The 18,366-nt window shown below is 67.3% G+C and carries 22 protein-coding genes; 14 read left to right on the forward strand and 8 right to left on the reverse strand.

What is annotated here, in order from left to right; translation table 11 throughout:
* Positions 1-86: 86 nt before the first annotated feature.
* The 4 genes from ACFQ9K_RS09970 to ACFQ9K_RS09985 all read left to right on the forward strand — a co-directional run bounded on the left by ACFQ9K_RS09970 (position 87) and on the right by ACFQ9K_RS09985 (position 3,301).
* Entirely contained in the window at positions 87-1,016 is a 930-nt protein-coding gene (locus ACFQ9K_RS09970; protein WP_378718351.1) for a metal-dependent hydrolase, read from the forward strand.
* Positions 1,013-2,200, forward strand: a complete 1,188-nt coding sequence (locus ACFQ9K_RS09975; protein WP_378718349.1) for a hypothetical protein — start codon at positions 1,013-1,015, stop codon at positions 2,198-2,200. Before ACFQ9K_RS09970 ends, ACFQ9K_RS09975 begins: the two co-directional genes overlap by 4 nt.
* Positions 2,151-2,516 (forward strand): VOC family protein, encoded by a 366-nt coding sequence (locus tag ACFQ9K_RS09980; protein ID WP_378718348.1) that lies wholly within the window; start codon positions 2,151-2,153, stop codon positions 2,514-2,516. Before ACFQ9K_RS09975 ends, ACFQ9K_RS09980 begins: the two co-directional genes overlap by 50 nt.
* A gap of 116 nt (positions 2,517-2,632) precedes the next feature.
* Positions 2,633-3,301, forward strand: coding sequence for an HAD family hydrolase (locus ACFQ9K_RS09985; RefSeq protein WP_378718346.1), 669 nt, complete (start codon positions 2,633-2,635; stop codon positions 3,299-3,301).
* On the opposite strand, the gene ACFQ9K_RS09990 is transcribed toward ACFQ9K_RS09985, so the two are convergent.
* Positions 3,293-3,613, reverse strand: a complete 321-nt coding sequence (locus ACFQ9K_RS09990) for a hypothetical protein (protein WP_378718344.1) — start codon at positions 3,611-3,613, stop codon at positions 3,293-3,295. The two genes, ACFQ9K_RS09985 and ACFQ9K_RS09990, sit on opposite strands and share 9 nt — an antisense overlap.
* A 347-nt stretch (positions 3,614-3,960) precedes the next feature.
* Here ACFQ9K_RS09990 and ACFQ9K_RS09995 point away from each other — a divergent pair, with 347 nt between their 5' ends.
* On the forward strand, positions 3,961-4,278 hold the full coding sequence (locus ACFQ9K_RS09995) for a hypothetical protein (protein ID WP_378718342.1): 318 nt from the start codon (positions 3,961-3,963) through the stop codon (positions 4,276-4,278).
* A gap of 40 nt (positions 4,279-4,318) precedes the next feature.
* Here ACFQ9K_RS09995 and ACFQ9K_RS10000 read toward each other — a convergent pair whose 3' ends face one another.
* Positions 4,319-4,921, reverse strand: coding sequence for a GNAT family N-acetyltransferase (locus ACFQ9K_RS10000; RefSeq protein WP_378718340.1), 603 nt, complete (start codon positions 4,919-4,921; stop codon positions 4,319-4,321).
* A 210-nt stretch (positions 4,922-5,131) separates the two neighbouring features.
* Between ACFQ9K_RS10000 and ACFQ9K_RS10005 the strand changes: the two genes are divergently transcribed.
* On the forward strand, positions 5,132-5,611 hold the full coding sequence (locus ACFQ9K_RS10005; RefSeq protein WP_378983054.1) for a DoxX family protein: 480 nt from the start codon (positions 5,132-5,134) through the stop codon (positions 5,609-5,611).
* Between the two features lie 4 nt (positions 5,612-5,615).
* Here the strand turns inward: ACFQ9K_RS10005 and ACFQ9K_RS10010 are convergent, their stop codons facing one another.
* Positions 5,616-6,677 (reverse strand): threonine aldolase family protein, encoded by a 1,062-nt coding sequence (locus ACFQ9K_RS10010; RefSeq protein WP_378724457.1) that lies wholly within the window; start codon positions 6,675-6,677, stop codon positions 5,616-5,618.
* Between the two features lie 135 nt (positions 6,678-6,812).
* Between ACFQ9K_RS10010 and ACFQ9K_RS10015 the strand changes: the two genes are divergently transcribed.
* Positions 6,813-7,148, forward strand: coding sequence for an Lsr2 family protein (locus ACFQ9K_RS10015; RefSeq protein ID WP_150407356.1), 336 nt, complete (start codon positions 6,813-6,815; stop codon positions 7,146-7,148).
* A 70-nt stretch (positions 7,149-7,218) separates the two neighbouring features.
* Here the strand turns inward: ACFQ9K_RS10015 and ACFQ9K_RS10020 are convergent, their stop codons facing one another.
* Positions 7,219-7,551: a hypothetical protein gene (locus tag ACFQ9K_RS10020; protein WP_378724454.1), complete on the reverse strand. Its 333-nt coding sequence runs from the start codon at positions 7,549-7,551 to the stop codon at positions 7,219-7,221.
* Positions 7,552-7,699: 148 nt separating this feature from the next.
* Positions 7,700-8,416: a LuxR C-terminal-related transcriptional regulator gene (locus tag ACFQ9K_RS10025; protein WP_378724459.1), complete on the reverse strand. Its 717-nt coding sequence runs from the start codon at positions 8,414-8,416 to the stop codon at positions 7,700-7,702.
* Between the two features lie 237 nt (positions 8,417-8,653).
* On the opposite strand from ACFQ9K_RS10025, the gene ACFQ9K_RS10030 reads away from it, so the two are divergent.
* From ACFQ9K_RS10030 to ACFQ9K_RS10055, 6 genes are all read left to right on the forward strand, one after another.
* On the forward strand, positions 8,654-8,794 hold the full coding sequence (locus ACFQ9K_RS10030) for a hypothetical protein (protein WP_378724452.1): 141 nt from the start codon (positions 8,654-8,656) through the stop codon (positions 8,792-8,794).
* Positions 8,787-9,626 (forward strand): DUF692 family multinuclear iron-containing protein, encoded by an 840-nt coding sequence (locus ACFQ9K_RS10035; RefSeq protein WP_378724450.1) that lies wholly within the window; start codon positions 8,787-8,789, stop codon positions 9,624-9,626. The genes ACFQ9K_RS10030 and ACFQ9K_RS10035 overlap by 8 nt, the downstream gene beginning before the upstream one ends.
* Positions 9,623-10,369 (forward strand): hypothetical protein, encoded by a 747-nt coding sequence (locus ACFQ9K_RS10040; RefSeq protein WP_378724448.1) that lies wholly within the window; start codon positions 9,623-9,625, stop codon positions 10,367-10,369. The genes ACFQ9K_RS10035 and ACFQ9K_RS10040 overlap by 4 nt, the downstream gene beginning before the upstream one ends.
* Positions 10,369-12,222, forward strand: a complete 1,854-nt coding sequence (locus tag ACFQ9K_RS10045) for a glycosyltransferase (protein ID WP_378724446.1) — start codon at positions 10,369-10,371, stop codon at positions 12,220-12,222. Before ACFQ9K_RS10040 ends, ACFQ9K_RS10045 begins: the two co-directional genes overlap by 1 nt.
* An 82-nt stretch (positions 12,223-12,304) precedes the next feature.
* Positions 12,305-13,132 (forward strand): LLM class F420-dependent oxidoreductase, encoded by an 828-nt coding sequence (locus tag ACFQ9K_RS10050; RefSeq protein WP_378724444.1) that lies wholly within the window; start codon positions 12,305-12,307, stop codon positions 13,130-13,132.
* A 202-nt stretch (positions 13,133-13,334) separates the two neighbouring features.
* Positions 13,335-15,386, forward strand: a complete 2,052-nt coding sequence (locus ACFQ9K_RS10055; protein WP_378724442.1) for a phosphocholine-specific phospholipase C — start codon at positions 13,335-13,337, stop codon at positions 15,384-15,386.
* Here ACFQ9K_RS10055 and ACFQ9K_RS10060 read toward each other — a convergent pair.
* Complete coding sequence (locus tag ACFQ9K_RS10060; RefSeq protein ID WP_378724440.1) at positions 15,376-16,782, reverse strand: amidase; 1,407 nt, start codon at positions 16,780-16,782, stop codon at positions 15,376-15,378. The two genes, ACFQ9K_RS10055 and ACFQ9K_RS10060, sit on opposite strands and share 11 nt — an antisense overlap.
* Positions 16,783-16,794: 12 nt before the next feature.
* Positions 16,795-16,986: a hypothetical protein gene (locus tag ACFQ9K_RS10065; RefSeq protein ID WP_378724438.1), complete on the reverse strand. Its 192-nt coding sequence runs from the start codon at positions 16,984-16,986 to the stop codon at positions 16,795-16,797.
* Between the two features lie 175 nt (positions 16,987-17,161).
* On the opposite strand from ACFQ9K_RS10065, the gene ACFQ9K_RS10070 reads away from it, so the two are divergent.
* Complete coding sequence (locus ACFQ9K_RS10070; RefSeq protein WP_378724436.1) at positions 17,162-17,980, forward strand: SDR family oxidoreductase; 819 nt, start codon at positions 17,162-17,164, stop codon at positions 17,978-17,980.
* A gap of 63 nt (positions 17,981-18,043) precedes the next feature.
* Here ACFQ9K_RS10070 and ACFQ9K_RS10075 read toward each other — a convergent pair whose 3' ends face one another.
* Entirely contained in the window at positions 18,044-18,247 is a 204-nt protein-coding gene (locus ACFQ9K_RS10075; RefSeq protein WP_107655522.1) for a cold-shock protein, read from the reverse strand.
* Between the last annotated feature and the right edge of the window lie 119 nt (positions 18,248-18,366).

Genomic DNA, 18,366 nt, shown 5'->3' on the forward strand with positions numbered 1-18,366 from the left:
ATTGACTCGCGACTGTATGTTGACGTTCACTGTGCTTGTGCCGCAGCGCACAGGGACGATCACTCACCGACGCGAGGTAACCCACCGTGACCGATTTGCAGCCCCGAAAGATGGATTTCGGCCTCGACGACGCCGAGGTCCCGTTCCTGTGGAACCCGCGGAACCCGGCGTGGTCGAGCATGTCCAACGCGGTGTCGTTTCTCGCGGTCGGCTTCGAGAAGATGATCGTGAAGCTGATCATGCAGCTCAAGCCGGTGCTCACCGATCCGGCGGTGGCGCAGGAGGCGGTCGCGTTCATGCGCCAGGAGGGGCACCATTCGACCGCGCATCGCCAGCACGTCAAGGCGCTGATCAGGCAGTATCCGGGGTTGCAGAACACCCTCGACGCGGTGATCGGCGAGTTCGACCTGCTCACCGAGGCGACCTCGCGCGAGTATCGCCTCGCCTACACCGCCGACCTGGAGGCCACCTTCACGCCGGTGTTCAAGCTGATGCTCGACAATGAGGCGACGCTGTTCCGCCCGGGTGACGACCGGGTCGCGTCCCTGTTCATCTGGCATTTCGTCGAGGAGGTCGAGCACCGCAGTTCCGCGCTGATCATCTTCGATTCCGTTGTCGGAAACGAGCTTTACCGGATGCGGATGGCGCCGTCGATCTTCGCGCACGTGCTCAAGGTGATCCGGATCGCGTGCACGGGCTTCAATCTCCATGTCCCGCTTGCCGATCGGCAGGTCGACGCGCTGTCCATGTTCGCCACCCACCGGGCCAAGCAGCGGGTGCTGCAAGCCGTCGCGCCGTATCTGACCAAGGGGCCGATGCCGCGCGCGTTCGACGGACTCTCGCGGCGCGAGCAGCTCACCGCGCTGGCCGGGGTGGTCCGCAGCCAGCTGCCCAAACATGATCCGACGCAGGAGAAGCTGCCGGAACTGGCGGGCCGGTGGTTCGAGCGGTACGACGCGGGTTACGACTGCACCCGCTGGTATACCGCCGATCAGAACATGGCGGCGAACCGATGAGCGAGTTGTGCACCCCCACCTTCGCCGATCTCGCTGCGCGACTGGGGTTCTCCTGTGCCGAGGCGGGCGGGCTCGTCGAGTTCCGCAATCCTGCCGGGCTGGAGAACTGGACGCTGCCGGTACTCGAGCTGACCATCGTCCTCGGTTCGGTGCTCGCCCTGATCTACGCGATCCTGCGACTGCGCAGGCACGGTGATCCGACCAACCTGGTGCTGTGGTTCGGCGCCACCGCCTACCTGTTCGTGATCGAACCGCCGCTGTACTTCCCGTCGGCATTCGGGATCGCCGACCACGTCGATACGATGTTCGCGCACAACGTGTTCACCGTGGACTTCCTGTGGGGCAGGCTGCCGCTCTACATCGTCGCGATCTATCCGCTGATGGCGACCCTGGCCTACGAACTCGTGCGCATGCTCGGCATCTTCCGGCGCCACGGGCTGATACTCGGCGCGGCCTGCGTCGGGTTCGTCCACCACGCCTGCTACGAGATCTTCGATCAGATCGGCCCGCAACTGCGCTGGTGGGAATGGTCGGTGGACAATCCGATCAACCAGCCGATGTTCGATTCCGTGCCGCTGCCCAGCGTCGTCGTCTTCGCCGCGCTGTGGCCGATGTCGCTGGCGCTGTGCGTGCGCTACTTCGTCGGGCGTCCGGTCGAGGCAGGAACCACATTCACTGGGCTGCAACTGGTATCGCGCACAATCGCGATCGGGCTACTGGCCTCGGTCGGTACTTTCGTACTGCCGCTGCCTGCCACTGTTTTCGGCGCGGGCAGCGATACGGTCCGCGGATTCCTCTACGCGGCTGAACTTTTCGCGCTCTCGGCGGTCGCGATCGTACTGATGTACCGGCAGTGGTCGGCGCGACGCTCGGAGCCCACTGACGGATACCGCAACCCGCTGGTCCAGTGGTACGCGGTGGCCTACCTGGCCGTCATGGCACTGCTCTGGGCCACCGCCCTGCCCGACTATTTCGACGCCACCGACGGACACACCCCCAACGGCGACCCCACCGGAAATCTCTGGTACACCCTCGCCTGCTTCGGCATCGCGATCGCCGCCGTCCTCGCCACCTTCCCGGTGCCCCGAGAAAAGTCCCGCGACAACGAAAGACCGGGGGCTCTATCGTGGTCCGATGGCAGCGGTCAGGCAGATCCAGGTGACCTTCGATTGCGCGGAACCTGAGCGGGTCGCTCAGTTCTGGTGCGAGGTGCTGGGGTACGAGCAACAGGGCGCATCGGGCGTCGATCCGTCCGGTGTCGGCCCGCGCCTGTACTTTCAGCGAGTTCCCGAGGGCAAGGTCGTCAAGAACCGGGTCCATCTCGACGTGCGGGTCGGCACCGGACTCGTGGGCGAGGAGCGCGTGGCCGCCTTGGAAGCCGAATGCAACCGGCTGATCCCATTCGGCGCGACCCGCGTGGAGTTGCTGCGCGCCGACGGCGTCAACGAGTCGTGCCTGGTGATGCAGGACGTCGAAGGCAACGAATTCTGCCTCGACTGAGCGGCCGGGTCGGCGCCGACGGCGCCACACCACGCGGCGAAACGGTTCGATCGGCGGATCCGGGGTAGATCGGGTACAGGTCGGCAGCACGTCGGCCCCGAGTGAAGGAGTCCTCGTTGCCCGAGCCCGCGGCGGTACTGTTCGATATCGACGGCACCCTCGTCGACTCCAACTATCTGCATGCGCGGGCCTGGCACCGGGCGTTTCGGGAGGCAGGCGCCGTCGTGCCGACCTGGCGGATCCACCGCGCCATCGGCATGGACGGCGACACGCTGATCCAGACCCTGGCCGGCGAGCTCGATGAGGCCGCCGCCGAACGCGCCGACGAGCTGCACTCTCGCTTCTACCTGGACAGTGCCGACGAGCTGACCCTGCTCCCCGGAGCGCGGGAGGCGCTGACCGAGCTGCACGACCGCGGCCTGCGCGTCCTGCTCGCCACCTCCGCGCCGCCGGACGAGCTGTCCGTACTGCGCAAACTGCTCGACCGCGAATCCGCGCTCTACGCGGTGACCGGCGGCGAGGACGTCGACACCGCCAAGCCCGATCCGACCATCGTGCAGGTCGCGCTCGACCGGGCGGGCGTCCCGCCGGAACGAGCGGTCTTCGTCGGCGACACGGTGTGGGACATCCGCGCCTGCGTCGCCGTGGGCGTGCCGACCGTCGGCGTGCGCAGCGGCGGAATCTCGCGCGCCGAACTCGCGGCCGAGGGCGCGGCCTTCGTCTGCGACGACGTCGCCCACCTGCTGCGCGAGCTCGAGCACAGCCCGATCGCGCGCCTACTCTGAGAGCGGCAACCGGTCGCCCTGGTCGGCAACCTCGATCTCGCCGAACAGCGGCAGCTGTTGCGACGCGAGACTCTGCCGCCCGGTCCGGCGCAGGCAGCGCGCGCAGGTAACCGCTTCCCTGGTCGGTTCCAGCGCCGCGGGCGACCACCCGGCGACCCCGGTGTGACACAGCAGTTCAGGAACTTCTTCGTCGCCCACCCACTGACCGAGGCTGACCGCGTGCACGGTGCGCCCGGATCGGACGACGGCGTGCACGCCCGGATCCCCGAAGGTGGCCCGTGAGGACGCGGCGAGTGGAGCTATGTCGGTCATACGTCCAACCATATGGTCGGGCACCGACATCGACGGGTAGGCACGGCGGCGCGCTCCACAAGGAGGCCCACGCATCCGCGCTCGAAAGAGATAGCCCCGCAAGCGAAAACTTCGGCATTCGGCGTCGAGGAATGTCACGATGGGATAGGCGAACAAACGCGCTGGGCCGCCCTATCGTTATTCATACAATCCGCGTTACGTCGCATGCACCGACAAGGTGCAATCCGGGTGGCTACACCGGGCGCATTCAGCACTTTTCGAGTCGGCAGAAACTCTGAAAACATTTCCGAGTAACAAGCGCGACCCCTGTGCGATGTTTCAGTCAACACCAATTCAGGAGGTTCGAAATGTTCTCAGCGAAGCGAATCGCCGCCGGTGCCGTGGTCGCCACCGCGGCCGCATCCGCCGTGCTCGCCGGTGGTGGCGTGGCCCAGGCGGACGTCCCGGTACCGGAAGCCAACTGTCACGTCTACAACATCTTCAACACCGGCGGAATGGTCAATTGCGAGCTGCCGACCTGGCACCAGGCCAAACTCACCTGCGTCGCCTGGCCCGTCCCCTTCACCTACTGGAAATACGGCCCGATCCAGTACGGCCAGAATCAATCCTGGGCCAGCTGCGACTCCCCCGGCGCAATGGTTCGCATCGAGGTCATCCAGGCGTAGTTCGTACTCGGCAATCCGACTCCGGACCGGCCGAGCCGATTCAGGGACGGCCGGTTCCGAGACTCACCGAGTCGCCGAGTGCGGCAGTCCGGCTACGCCATTCGTGTTCCAGCATCGCGTAGACGACGGTGTCGCTCCACTCGTTCTTGAACCACAGATCCTCCAGATGGAGGGCCTCACGGCGCATCCCGAGCCGGCCGAGGACCCGGGCGGACGCGTCGTTGCGCGCGTCGATGCGGGCCGTGATCCGGTGCAGCGAAAGCTGTTCGAACCCTAACCGCAGCAGCGCGCGGGCCGCCTCGGTGGCGTACCCGTGCCCCGCGGCGGCCGGCGAGAACACGTAACCTATTTCGCCGCTGCGGCTTTCGGCATCCCGCCAGAACAGCACGACATCGCCGAGCAACCGTCCGGACGCCTTGTCCTCGACGCTCAGGTTGAGGCCCTGATCCACCTCGGTCAGCTCGGTCCGCGCCCACGGGCCGGCGAGCCGCTCGGCGACCTGGTCACGCGACATGGGCTCGTAGGGCAGATAGCGGCAGACCTCGGGTTGCGATTTGTACGCGTACATCTCGTCGAGGTCCGCGGCCGTGGCGGTGCGCAGAATGAGTCGTTCGGTGGCGATCGGCAGGTCGGGGCGTAGCACAGCTTCCGACTGTAGCGGCCGCTGGCTCCACCGCCGAAGACTTTATCTACCAGGCACTCCCCGCCGCGGATACCGGCGAATCAAGTGGGGAGGACACGACGTCGCATACTCGGCGTCGCCAGTTGCTGAACAATTCGCGCCTGCGGATCGTAGTGACAGATACGGGTGGCGCTTCCGATCATCCGAAAACTACGGATTCGAGGTCGTGTCATGCCTCTGCTGTCTTCCGAAGCGAACGCCGGGACCGTCCCGGGCGGTCCCGGCGCGATCGTGCTCGGTCTGTTCCGCATTCTCGTCGGGCTCTCGTTCACCATTCACGGCATGTCCGGCCTGTTCGCCTGGCCGGTCGCCCCGCACGGCGGCCATGTCGCCGAATTCGCCAGCTGGCCGAGCTGGTGGGCATCGGTGATCCAGTTGGTCGCGGGCGGCTTGGTGACCCTGGGTCTCGGTACCCGGATCGCCGCGCTGCTCTGCTCGGGCTCGATGGCCTACGCGTTCCTGTTCGTGCATTTGAAGACCGGCATCCTGCCGATCCAGAACGGTGGCGAAGCCGCGGCGATGTTCTGCTGGGCGTTCTTCCTCATCGCCGTGCTCGGCCCCGGCGCGTTCGCGGCCGACGCGCTGATTCCGCGCACCGGCCGTGCGCAACGACGCACGACTCCGGCGGACGTGGCGCCCAGCCGCGGCTAGCGGATCAGGCCCTGCCCATCTCCTCGGCGATCGCCTCGGCGAACCCGTCGATATCGTCCTCGGTGGTGTCGAACGCGCACATCCAGCGGACCTCGCCGGTCCGCTGATCCCACAGGTAGAACCGATAGCGCCGCTGCAATCGCTCGGTCACCGCACGCGGCAGAATCGCGAAGACCGCGTTCGCCTGCACCGGGCGCACCACCCGCACACCGTCGATATCGCGCACCGCCGCCGCGAGCCGCGCCGCCATCGCGTTGGCGTGCGCGGCGCTGCGCAACCACAGATCACCGCCGAGCAGCGCCTCGAACTGCACCGAGACGAACCGCATCTTCGACGCCAGCTGCATCGACATCTTGCGCAGGTAGACCAGGTCGCGCACCGCCCCGGGATTGAGCACGACAACGCATTCACCAAGCAGCAGGCCATTTTTGGTGCCGCCGAAGGACAGCACGTCCACGCCCACGTCCGTGGTGATCTCGCGCATCGGCACCCCGAGCGAGGCGGCCGCGTTGGCCAGCCGGGAGCCGTCGAGGTGCACGAGCATGCCGCGCTCGTGCGCGTGCTCGCAGATCGCGCGCAGTTCCGCGGCCGTGTAGCGGGTGCCGAGCTCGGTGCTCTGCGTGACCGACACGGCCAGCGGCTGCGCGCGATGCTCATCGCCCCACCCGTAGGCTTGCCGATCGATCAACTCCGGGGTCAATTTGCCGTCCGGCGTGGCGACGGTGTGAATCTTCACCCCGGCCAGCTTCTCCGGCGCACCGCACTCGTCCATGGTGATGTGCGCCGACTCCGCCGCGATCACCGCGCCCCACCGGGGCAGCAGCGCTTGCAGCGAAACGACATTCGCGCCGGTGCCGTTGAATACCGGATACGCCCCGGCCTGCTCGCCGAAATGCCGCGCGAACACCTGTTGCAGGTGCGCGGTGTAGTCGTCTCCGCCGTAGGCGATCTGGTGACCGCCGTTGGCCAGCGCGAGCGCGGCCAGCACCTCCGGATGCACCCCGGCGTAGTTGTCACTGGCGAACCCGCGCACCGCCGGATCGTGTCGGCGAACGGCATCGGTCATGGAAGTCTCGAGCACAGATCAGCTTCTCATCCAGTTCGGATTGTTCGAACACGGATACCGCGAAGTCCACGCGTCATTCCGTAGGTCTACGATTGTCGCTTCTACACATTCGAGCATCTACGAAGGGGAAACTCCATGGCACGCAAGGTCGTTGTGACACTGGTCGACGACTACGACGGCAAGTCCCAGGCCGAAGAAACAGTGCACTTCACCTTGGATGGCGTGGCCTACGAGATGGATCTGTCGGCACTGAACGCCAAGCAACTCCGCGGCATTTTCGCGGAGTGGACCGCGACGGCCCGCAAGGTCGGACGCGCACCGCGGGGCACGAGCACGCGCTCGCAGCCGGCGGCCGGGCGGGAGCAGACCGGTGTCATCCGTGAATGGGCACGCCAGAAGGGTATTGATGTGTCGAGCCGCGGGCGGATTTCGGCCGAGGTCGTGGACGCCTACAAGAAGGCGAGCATGTAGGTCCACCCGAAGCGCCGAGTCGGGCTCGGCCGCGCAGACCTGGTGCTGCCCTGCCGAGCCCGCGGCTTTTTCATCCGAGCCGGCCTTTCCTCGATCGGATGGCTCGCCGGATACGTTCGCGCGCAAGCAATTCGGTCATTTCCGTGAGCGAGTCGGCCAGGAGTGGATGCAGTTCGGCACGGGCCTGCGCGACGGCCGCCTGGATTACATTCGGGGACACCGTCGGGAATTCCCCGCCGAGTCGCTGGGCGGTCATCCGACTGGCGGTCATCGACTTCACCCACTGCCACACCAGATCCGGTTCGAGTTTGCCCGACCCACCACCGACGCTGGGCGCGGCATTAATCGGTCCGTATTCCGCCCGTTTGCGCCCCGCGCGCAAATCGGCCTTATCGCTACTCATCGGCATGCACAACTCCAGGGACGGCACCATTACGCGGCGAGCCGCGCTTCGGGACCCGATGAAAGTAGTTGAACTCTACACCGAAATACATACCGGGAACCCTGTTGTCGGTCGAACAACCGACACTTCACGGTCGACCGCCCAGTACTCATCCCAGCCCCGCGTCGCGCGCGCGTACGATCGCGTTCGCGCGATCGGCGACACCCAGTTTGGTAAAGATGCGCGACAGGTAGTTACTGATCGTTTTCGGCGCCAACTGGAGTTCGGCGGCGATAGCCGCATTCGATAACCCCGCGGCGACACGGGTGAGCACGTCGAATTCCCTGGTAGTCAGATCCGGAAACGGGCGGGCAGGCCGAGCGGGGTCGGCAAGCATGGCGGCGAGCCTGCCGCCGATGTGTGGGCTCAGTACCACCCAGCCCGCGGACACCGCGCAGATCGCGCGCAGGATGTCGTCGCGATCGGCCGCATCGCGCAGACAGCCGCCCGCGCCGGCCCGGAGCGCGGCGAACACCGATTCGTCGTCCTCGCCCACGCTGAACACCAACACCGCGACCCCCGGCGCGGAACGCGCCAATTCGCCGATGACCGCGCCGCTTTCGGGGTGCCGCCACTGCCCGAGGATCAGCACGTCCGGCCGGCTCAGCACCGCCTCGCGCAACGCACCGTCCGCGGTGGTCTCGGCGACCACCTCGATCCAGTCGGCAGAGCTGAGCAGCGACCGCAGACCCGCCCGGACCACCACGTGGTCGTCGGCGAGCACCACGGTCAGCGGTCGCGTTCCGGTCAACGTCGCCCCGATGCCGTCGATGACGGAAAGTTCCGGCCCGAGCGTTCGCCGCTGCGCAGCGGCCTTCGGCAGCACGGTGATCAACCCCCTGCACAGTCCTCGATATCAGCCCGGTTCGCCGGACTGTCCCGCCCGAGCGTGCTCTGACCAGGGCCGGATGGAAAGCCGCCGGACCGCTGACCGAACCCGCCGCCCGGATCTTTCCCGGCCAACCCGGGAAAGATTCCCAGCCGGAACGGGTCGGTACTCCCTGTCCGAAGGCCACCGACCCGGCCATGCTGGCTGCTCGGTACCTGACGAAAGGTGAGAGCGATGTCGATCGCGGTAGAGCTGATGGATCCATACCTGTTCGAGCGCGTGGAGCTGGCAGAAGACGAAGGCGCCACGGAGAACCGCATCATGGGTGTGCTCCCCTGCTGCCGCTGCGGTGGCTGCTGCATGTGCTATGCCTGATGCCGACCTCGGCCGCCTGCCCGCACTCGGGGTAGGTCTCGGATATCGCCGGGAACTGGACGCCGCGATCATGGCGAACCAGGAACCGATCGACTGCCTGGAGATCATCACCGAGAGCTTTCTCGACACGCCGGTGGGCGGCCCACTCGAGCAGCTCCGCGACCAGTTCGCGCTGGTACCACACGGAATCGAGATGTCGATCGGCACCGAGGGACCGCTCGACCTCACCTATCTCGACGATCTCGCTCAGCTGGTGGCGCGGGTCGGCGCGCCGTGGTGCAGCGACCACCTGTCCTTCACCCGGGCCGGCGGCGTCTCGATCGGTCAGCTGACGCCGCTGATGCGCACGCGGGAACTGGCCGACGACATCGCGGGCAAGGCACGGCAGGTACAGGAGCACGTCGGCACGCCGTTCCTGCTGGAGAACATCACCTATCACCTGGACTTCCCGGCCGAGTTGTCCGAGGCCGAGTTCATCACGCGGGTGGTCGAAAAGGCCGGCTGCGGACTGCTTCTCGACCTGACGAACGTCTTCGTCAACGCCACCAACCACCACTACGACCCGATCGAGTTCCTGAACTCGATCCCGCTCGAACGGGTGGTGCAGCTGCACCTGGCGGGCGGCTACTGGTCGGAAGGAACCCTGCTGGACTCGCATTCGGCCCCCGTGCCGGCCGAGGTGTGGGAACTGCTGGAGTACGTGTCCGACCGGACACCGGCATTGCGCTGCGTCATCCTCGAACGCGACCAAGAGTTCCCGGACGACTTCGACGAACTCACCGCGGACCTGCGCCGGGCCAGGGAGGCGATCGGGCCGGTGGTGAACCGATGACCGGCAGCGGTTTCCAGCGGGCGCTGGCCGAGCTGCTCACCGCCGGCGACGCGCGAATCCTGTTGGACGAGCGGCCTACCGAGCTGGCCACCCGGTTCGGGCTCACCCCCGCCGAGCTGGCGCTGCTGGTCGCCGCGGATCGGCAGCAGCTCGACATCAACGTGCGCTCGGTGACCAACAAGCGGCTGGACATGCTCGCCCGCTGCCTGCCTGCCACCCTGTCCGCGGCACCGCATCAGCATGAGCTGCTCGGCGACTTCATCCGCCGCTATCCGCCGGTGCACGTCGCGGGTCAGCAGAACCACAAACGCGTATTGGCCGAGGGGGCAAGGTTTCTCGACTATCTGGTGACCAGCGGCCGGCAGCGCATGGCCGATCTGGCCAGGTACGAGGTACTGCGCCTGGAGTTGCTCTATGACCCGGCGGCAACGCTCGCGGCCGAGTACGCGACGAACGAAGGGTCGCGACTCGGCGCGCACGTGCGGCTCGCCGAATTCGACACCGATGTGGTTGCCCAGCACAACGAATGGACGCGCACCGGCGAACTCCCGCACGACGTCTCGGCGACGCCGATTCGCATCGCCCTGGCCAAGGTGGCCGGACGCTCCGCTCTGGCCTGCTATCGCCTGGGCGAGCGGGCCTTTCGGGTGCTGCGGTCGGGCGCACCGTATCCGCCCGAGGCCGCGCCGGTGCTCCGGTTCGCCCGGCAGGAACGGCTGCTCGACGGAAACCCGGTGGGCTGATGCGGATCTGCGCGGTGATGAAGTACCCGCCGATCCAGGGCGGCGTGAGTGCGCACTGCTACTGGATGGCCCGATCGCTGGCCGAGCGCGGGCACCAGGTGGACGTGGTGACCAATGCCGACGAGGTCGAGGACGACTATCGAATCCGGCTCGACGACAGCGACTTCCAGCGGCTGGAGGCGACGTTTCCGCAGGGTGGCGCGGTCCGGGTGATCTCGACCGGCCGATGGGAGCGATCCAGGGCGTACATCCCGACCGCCAATCCGTTCGCGACCAAGCTCGCCGCGCTGGCCACCGAGGAAATCCGCGCGCACGGCGCGGACCTGGTGTTCTCGGCCTACCTGGAGCCCTACGGGTTGAGCGCCCACCTGGCCGCGTCCTGGACCGGCGTTCCGCACGTCGTCCAGCACGCGGGCAGCGATCGCACGCGCCTGCTCGATCATCCGGAGCTGGGTCAGGCCTACCGCGAGGTACTGCGGCGCGCGGATCTTGTTGTCGGCGACCGGAATCTGACCGGGCTGGGGATTCCGCTCGAGCGAATCGCGCCCATTCCGCGGGCTTCGCTGCCGCCGGAGTTCACCCCCGACGGTCCGGTCGCCGACCTGTCGGCGCTCGTCGCCCGGCTGAGCGACGAGCCGTGGGTGCGCAATACCGCACCCCTCGATCCCCAGGTCGCCACGATCGGCGTCTACGGCAAGCTCGGTGTCACCAAGGGTTCCTACGACCTGATCCAGGCGCTGTCGCGATTGCGCGGGCGCGGAATGCGATTCAACTTCGTGGTCATGGCCGGCGGCACCGAACGCCCGCGCTTCCTCGCCGCGCTCGACGAACTCGGGCTCGCCGACCTGACCTGGACACTCCCTTTCCTGCCGCACTGGCGCGTTCCGGAGATACTGCGCGCCTGCACGGCGGTGTGCGGCCTGGAGCGGGATTTCCCGGTGCGGGTGCATCGCCCCGGGCTGCCGATGGAGCTGCTCAGCAGCGGAACCTGTGCGGTGCTCTCCGCGGAAGTGGTTCGCACCCAGCCGTATTGGCCGCAGCTGCGCGAGCGGGCGCGGGTCGTCGAAGACCCGCGCGATATCGACGAGCTGGCAACGGTACTCGCGGACGTGATCGAGGATCCGGCGGCGGCGGTCGAATTCGGGCGGCGGAGTGCCGAGCGGATTCCCTTGGCGGACAACGACGAAATGGGTGCCACGTACGAAACGATGTTCGATGCCGTCAGCCACGGCAGGCCGCTGCAACCGATCACCGACCCGATACTTCCCCTACTGCGCCGGAACATGCCGCAGACCGTGGCGATCCTCAACGGCCGCGTCGAACAGCTCCTGCAGCAGGCGGCCCCGATCAGCGCGCCGGATTTCGCCACGCTGCTCGCCGAATCCGTCGGCGCGGACACCCCGTTGGACCTCCCGCCGGATACCGTCCGCGAGATCATCCGCTTCGAACAACACCGCCTGTGGCTGGCGGTCGACGCGGACCACGACGTCGTCCAGCCTGCCTTCGCCCGCTCGGCGGGCGCACGCCGCGACTCCGATTTCGGCCGATTGCGTCCGATTCGCAGCTCGCTGCTCCGAATGGACGAATTCACGCTCGCCCTGGACTCCCTGACCACTCGCGGCGAGTTCGTGCACGGCGAACCGTGGCTGTGCGCGTTTCACAAACGCCCGAGCCTCCAGGGCCGGATCTTCCGTCTGACCCCCGCCACCGGTGACCTGCTCGACCTCTGCGACGGCACCCGCACCGTCGACGAACTCGCCGGCCTCGCCGCCCGGGCCCACGGCGCGGCACCGGCCGTCGTCCGCGAACGGCTGCGGCAATTCGCCATCGAGCACGTCGTGCAGCTGCGCTGACCGCCGGGGCCTTCCGTGCCGCATCGCTCGGCGGTCACGGTCGAGCGGAATATCCGGCGGTGGGTCCCCGGTTGGTCTGCGCATGGATATCGGTATCAATACCTTCGTCACCGACGAGGGAATCAGTGGTCCGAAGCTTGGCTTGGCGCTGGAGGATCGGGGGTTCGAATCACTGTTCCTGGCTGAACATTCGCATATTCCCGCGAGCCGCGAGACCCCCTATCCGGGCGGCGGCGAACTGCCGCGAGTGTATTACCGGGCGGAGGATCCGTTCGTCACGCTGGCCGCCGTCGCGGCCGTCACCGAGCGGCTGATCCTCGCCTCCGGGGTCACCCTGCTGGTTCAGCGCGACCTCATCCACACCGCCAAGCAGATCGCCACGCTCGATCGAATCTCCAACGGCCGCTTCGTCTTCGGCGTCGGCATCGGCTGGAACCGGGAGGAGATGGCCAACCACGGCACCGACCCGCGCACCCGCGGCGCGCTGGTCGACGAGCAGATCGAGGCCATCCGCGAGATCTGGACCAAGGACCTCGCCGAATACCACGGCCGCTTCGTCGATTTCGACCCCATCTACGCCTGGCCCAAGCCCGTCCAGCAGCCACACCCGCCGATCTTCATCGGCGGCGGCGACTCCGCGGCCAGGCGCGCGATCCGCCACGGCGTCGGCTGGGTCCCCCTCGCCGTGTCCGACCCCACCGACATACCCGCCCAGCTGGCCCAGCTCGACGGCAACGACCTCCCGATCACCGTGCTCGGCGCCAACGCCGATCCCGCCCTGCTCGACGCCTACGCCGAAGCAGGCGTCGGGCGAGTCTCCCTCACCCTGCCCACCCTCCCCGAATCGGAAACCCTGCACAAATTGGACGAATTCGCCAAACTCGCCGATGCCTACCTGTCCCGAGGCTGAGGCCGCGGACGTCCATTCCACCGCCGGTCGTCGATGATTAACCGAGAGTTTGCCTAAACCCGCGTAGTCCCCGCCCATTCGGACCCCAGTTACAGCTTGTTCACTGCCCAGTTGCCTCCGGCCGAAACCATCGTCGATGGTTATAGCAAGCGAACATTCTCTACTCCGCACGTCAGCTTGATGTCGTATCGAGAGGAATGCTGTGCCCCACATAGGTTCGGGTTTTCCAAGGCGACGATTCATCGGTGGGGCGCTCGGCGCGGCCGCGCTGGGCGGTGGGCTGCAAAACTTGCCCACCGGGATGGCCGAGGCCCTTGCGGCGCCCAGCCGCAAGGGAACCCTCGGCGATGTCGAACACGTGGTGATCCTGATGCAGGAAAATCGCTCGTTCGACCACTATTTCGGCACGATGCGCGGCGTGCGCGGGCTCGCCGACGCGTCGGTCGTGCTGAAGGCCGATGGCCGAAATGTCTACTATCAGCCGGATCCTGGCCGATCCGACGGCGGCTACCTGCTGCCCTTCCACGTGGACACCAAGGTGGTCGACGGCCAGGATCTCGGCGATCTGCCGCACGGCTGGGACGATCAGCATCGCGCGGTCCGCGGCGGCTGGAGCGACGGCTGGACCGCGGCGAAGGGCGAGATGGCCATGAGCTATTTCACCGACGCGGACATCCCGTTCCACCGCGCGCTCGCCGACGCGTTCACCGTCTGCGATCACTACTACTGCTCCGTCCTCGGCCCGACCACACCCAACCGGCTGTATCACTGGACCGGAACCATCGACCCCGCAGGACAATTCGGCGGCCCGGCGATCAGCAACCCGGCCGACTACAAGCCCGTCTACCGGTGGACCACCTATCCGGAGCGCCTGCAGGACAAGGGCATCAGCTGGAAGGTGTACGCCAACGACGAGGTGGGCGACGACGGCGGCCACCCCTTCGTCGGCGACTACGGCGACAACCCGCTGTGGCTCTTCGATGCCTACCACGATCCGAAGAACACCGAACTGGCTTCGCGGGCAAAGGTATTCGGCGCACAGAACTGGAAGCCGGACTCGGGCCAGGGCAAGAACGTCGACCACGTCCTCGCGGACTTCATCGCCGACTGTTCCGGTGGCCGACTCCCCCAGGTTTCCTGGGTGGTCGCCCCCTACGGGTACTCCGAGCACCCCGCCGCCCGCCCCGTCGACGGCGCCGCCTACACCCAGGCCGTGCTGAAAGCGTTGTGGGGCAACCAGAATCTCTGGAACTCGACCGCCGTGCTGATCAACTTCGACGAGAACGACGGCTTCTTCGACCACGTTCCCCCGCCGATGGCGCCGCCGGGCACACCGGGCGAGTACGTCAACGGCCAGCCCATCGGCCTCGGCCCGCGCGTCCCCCTGCTGGTGATCTCGCCGTGGAGCCGTGGCGGCTGGGTCAACTCACAGGTGCACGACCACACTTCGGTGATCCGCTTCCTGGAGAAGTGGACCGGCGTCACCGAACCCAACATCTCCGCCTGGCGCCGCTCCATCTGCGGCGACCTCACCGGCTGCTTCGACTTCGCCAAGCCCAATACCACCGTGCCGACGCTGCCCGACGCCAATGCCCTTCGCGCACAAGCCGATGCCACCCAGAGCAAGCTCCCCAGACCCACGCCCCCACCCGTCGGCGGCCAGCATCCACCGGAGCAGGAGCCGGGCACCCGGCCGGCCCGCGCCCTGCCCTACGCCCCCGTCGCCAACGCGACGCTCCTCGCCAGCGGCGCGTTGACCACCACGTTCCGCAACACCGGTGCGGCCGATCTGCAATTGGCCGCATACCGGGCGGACGGCCGCACCGACGGCCCGTGGCACTACGACGTGAAATCCGGTGCCACCATCTCCGACACCTGGAATGTCCAGAGCTACCCGGACAAGAAATACGGCATCGCCATTCACGGCGCCAACCGCTTTCTCTGGCGCATGAACGGCACGTCGACCTCCCCGCTCGAGGTCACCGCCGCATACTCCCCGGACAACAAGCTGCAACTGACCATGACGAACAAGGGCACCGCCCCCGCCGTCGTCACGGTCAAGGCCAACAGCTACCGCACCGACGGCCCCTGGACCTACAAGATCGCCCCCGGCAAGACCACCACCGACACCTGGAACACCCTCAGCTACGGCAAGGGCTGGTACGACCTCTCGCTGACCGTCGACATCGACCCCGCCTACCAGCGTCACTTCCGCGGGCACATCGAGAACGGCCAGCCGAGCGTCACGGGCTGACCGGCGGCGCGCTCGGCCACGGAGCTTGCGCCGGGCGCGCCTCCTCGAACGCGGCCGCGAGTCGCAGCAGCCGGACGTCGTCGAAGCGGCGGCCGACGAACTGGACGCCGATGGCGGTGCCGTCGGCCACCCGGCCGCAGTTCATCGAGATGGCCGGGTGCCCGGCGGGGTTGAACGGGATGGTGAAGCAGACGTGTTTGAACGGGAGGGCCGGATCGTCGTCGGGCACCACCTTTTCGACCGGCCAGGTGGTGACCGGGGAGGTCGGGGTGATGAGGAAGTCGACGGCGTCGAGCCTGCGGTCGGCGGCGAAGGCCATGGTGTCGAACTGCGAGTAGCCGGCGAAAACCGCCGCACCGGTCAGGTTTTCGGCGTCGGCGGTCCAGTCGTGGATGAACGGCGCGATCAGCGCTTTGCGTTCTTCGGGCAGTGCGCGGATGTCCGACCACTGCCGCATGCACCAGAAGTCGTTCAATCCGGCGAGCATGTCGTCGGTCATGACCGGCTCGGCCTGCTCCACGTGCGCGCCCAGTGACTGCAGCAATTCGGCCACCGCGCCGACCGCGGCACGCACGGCGGGCTCCACCGGAAACCCGGCGCCGGCGTCGGTCATCAGGCCGATCCGGAGACCGGAAAGCGCGAGCGGCCTGGCCGCGGCGGCCCAGTCGGTCGCGAGTTCCGGGCCGGCCGTGTGATCGCGCCGGTCCGGTATCGCCGCGGCCGACGTCGCGCGCGCCGCATCCGCGACCGTCCTGGTCAACGGGCCGATCGTGCGGCCGAGGTAGGGCGGGACCACCGGGATCAGGCCGAAGCTCGGCTTGAACCCGACCACCCCGCACCAGCCCGCGGGCAACCGGATCGACCCGCCGATGTCGGTGCCGTAGTGGATCGGCCCGTACCCGGCGGCGGCCGCCGCGGCCGCTCCCGAGCTCGAACCTCCCGGATTGCGCGCGAGATTCCACGGATTGCGCGTGACGCCGTGGATGCTGGACTGCCCGCTGGAGGACATCCCGTAGTCGGGCATCGTGGTCTTGCCGACCAGAATCCCGGCCGCCTCCTCGATCCGGTCCGCGGTCGGGCTGTTCACGGCGGCCGGGGTGCGGTCCGAACCGGCGGTGCCGAACGGCGTCGGGCAGCCCGCGGTGGCGATGTTCTCCTTAAGCGTGAGCGGTATCCCGTCGAGTGCGCCCGCCGGTTCCCCGCGCCGCCAGCGATCCGCGCTGGCGAGCGCCGCCGCCCGCGCCTGCTCGGCATAGCCGACGTACAGGGCGTTGATTCGCGGCTCCCACCGCTCGATCCGCGCCAGCACCGCGTCGACGACCTCGACCGGCGACAGCGTTCGAGCGCGATAACCCGCCAGCATGGCGGTGGCGGGTAGATCGGCCGGATCACTCATTCAGACCCCGGTTCAGTGCCGATGTGCCGCCTCGTACCACTGCTGCGGCACCGACCAGTCCCAGCATTCCTGCTTCGGCTGGTCGACGGGATTGGCCCGCGCCCACTCGATGTAGCAGCGGGCCGATCCGCCGGTGCACGCACCGCACAGGATCAGGCCACGCTGCACGTGACGCCACAGCGGGCGGAGAGAGATGCGCCGCATTGCGACCTCCTCGGCAGAAAAAAGCGGTTCCGAGCAGAGGCTTTGCCTCAGATTCGGTGACCATACCGGCGCGTAGCGCGGCGCGGAGGAAAATCGAGTGGACTGGCTCACACAGCGGGAACTCGCCGCCGGGAGCCCTTGCTTGGAGTGCACTCCAGGTGACTACCGTGGAGGCATGAGCAAAGTTTGGTTCATCACCGGCGTTTCCCGAGGATTCGGCCGCGAATGGGCACTCGCCGCCCTGGAGCGCGGCGACAGTGTCGCAGGCACCGCACGCGACCTGAGTACGCTCGACGACCTGGTCGCCAAGTACCCCAACAGCTTTCAACCGATTCAGCTGGACGTCACCGATCGGGCAGGCGACTTCGCCGCCGTGCGCCAGACGGTCGACCGCTTCGGCCGGCTCGACGTGGTCGTCAACAATGCCGGCTACGGCCAGTTCGGCATGATCGAGGAACTCACCGAAGACGAGCTGCGGGCGCAATTCGAGACCAATGTGTTCGGCGCCCTGTGGGTCACCCAGGCGGCGGTCCCGATCCTGCGCGAGCAGGGCAGCGGCCACATCATCCAGGTGTCCAGCATCGGCGGCATCTCCGCCTTCCTGAACCTGGGCGCGTACCACGCGTCGAAGTGGGCGCTCGAGGGTTTCTCGCAGTCGCTCGCCCAGGAGGTGGCGCCGTTCGGCGTGCACGTGACCCTGATCGAGCCCGGCGGCTTCGGCACCGACTGGGCAGGCCCGTCATCGAAGCACGCCACCCCGAACCCGGCCTACGACGCGGCTCGGGAAGCCAGGGCCGCGCAGCGTTCGTCGATGCCCAGCGGCGACCCCACTGCCACCAGGGACGCGATCCTGGCCGTGGTCGACGCGGACGAGCCGCCGTTGCGCATCTTCCTCGGCGAAGCGCCGCTGGCGATCGCCACCAGGGATTACGAGTCCCGGCTGGAGCTGTGGCGTAGGTGGCAGCCGATCTCCGCTGCGGCACAGGGGAACTGACGGTCCCATCCCACGCAAAAGCCCCGCACCCAAAGGGTGCGGGGCTCTTTCACGCTATGTCGATCAGATAGCGCGGACGTCCTGGGCCTGCGGCCCCTTCTGTCCCTGTCCGACCTCGAACTCCACGCGCTGTCCTTCTTCGAGGGACTTGAATCCCGAGCCGGACACGGCGGAGTAGTGAACGAACACGTCAGCGCCGCCACCATCTTGTGCGATAAAGCCGAAGCCCTTTTCGCTGTTGAACCACTTCACACTGCCTTGAGCCATTACTTTTACTTCTTCTTTTCTGTAGATGAGCCAAACGAATCACGTCGATAAGCTTGATCTCACTGGACTACCATGTCATGGATCGGTGGCAATCCCTACGAAATATCCCGGTATGTGAG

It is taken from the genome of Nocardia sp. NPDC056564 (genome assembly GCF_042793755.1).
In the GTDB taxonomy this organism is placed as follows: domain Bacteria; phylum Actinomycetota; class Actinomycetes; order Mycobacteriales; family Mycobacteriaceae; genus Nocardia.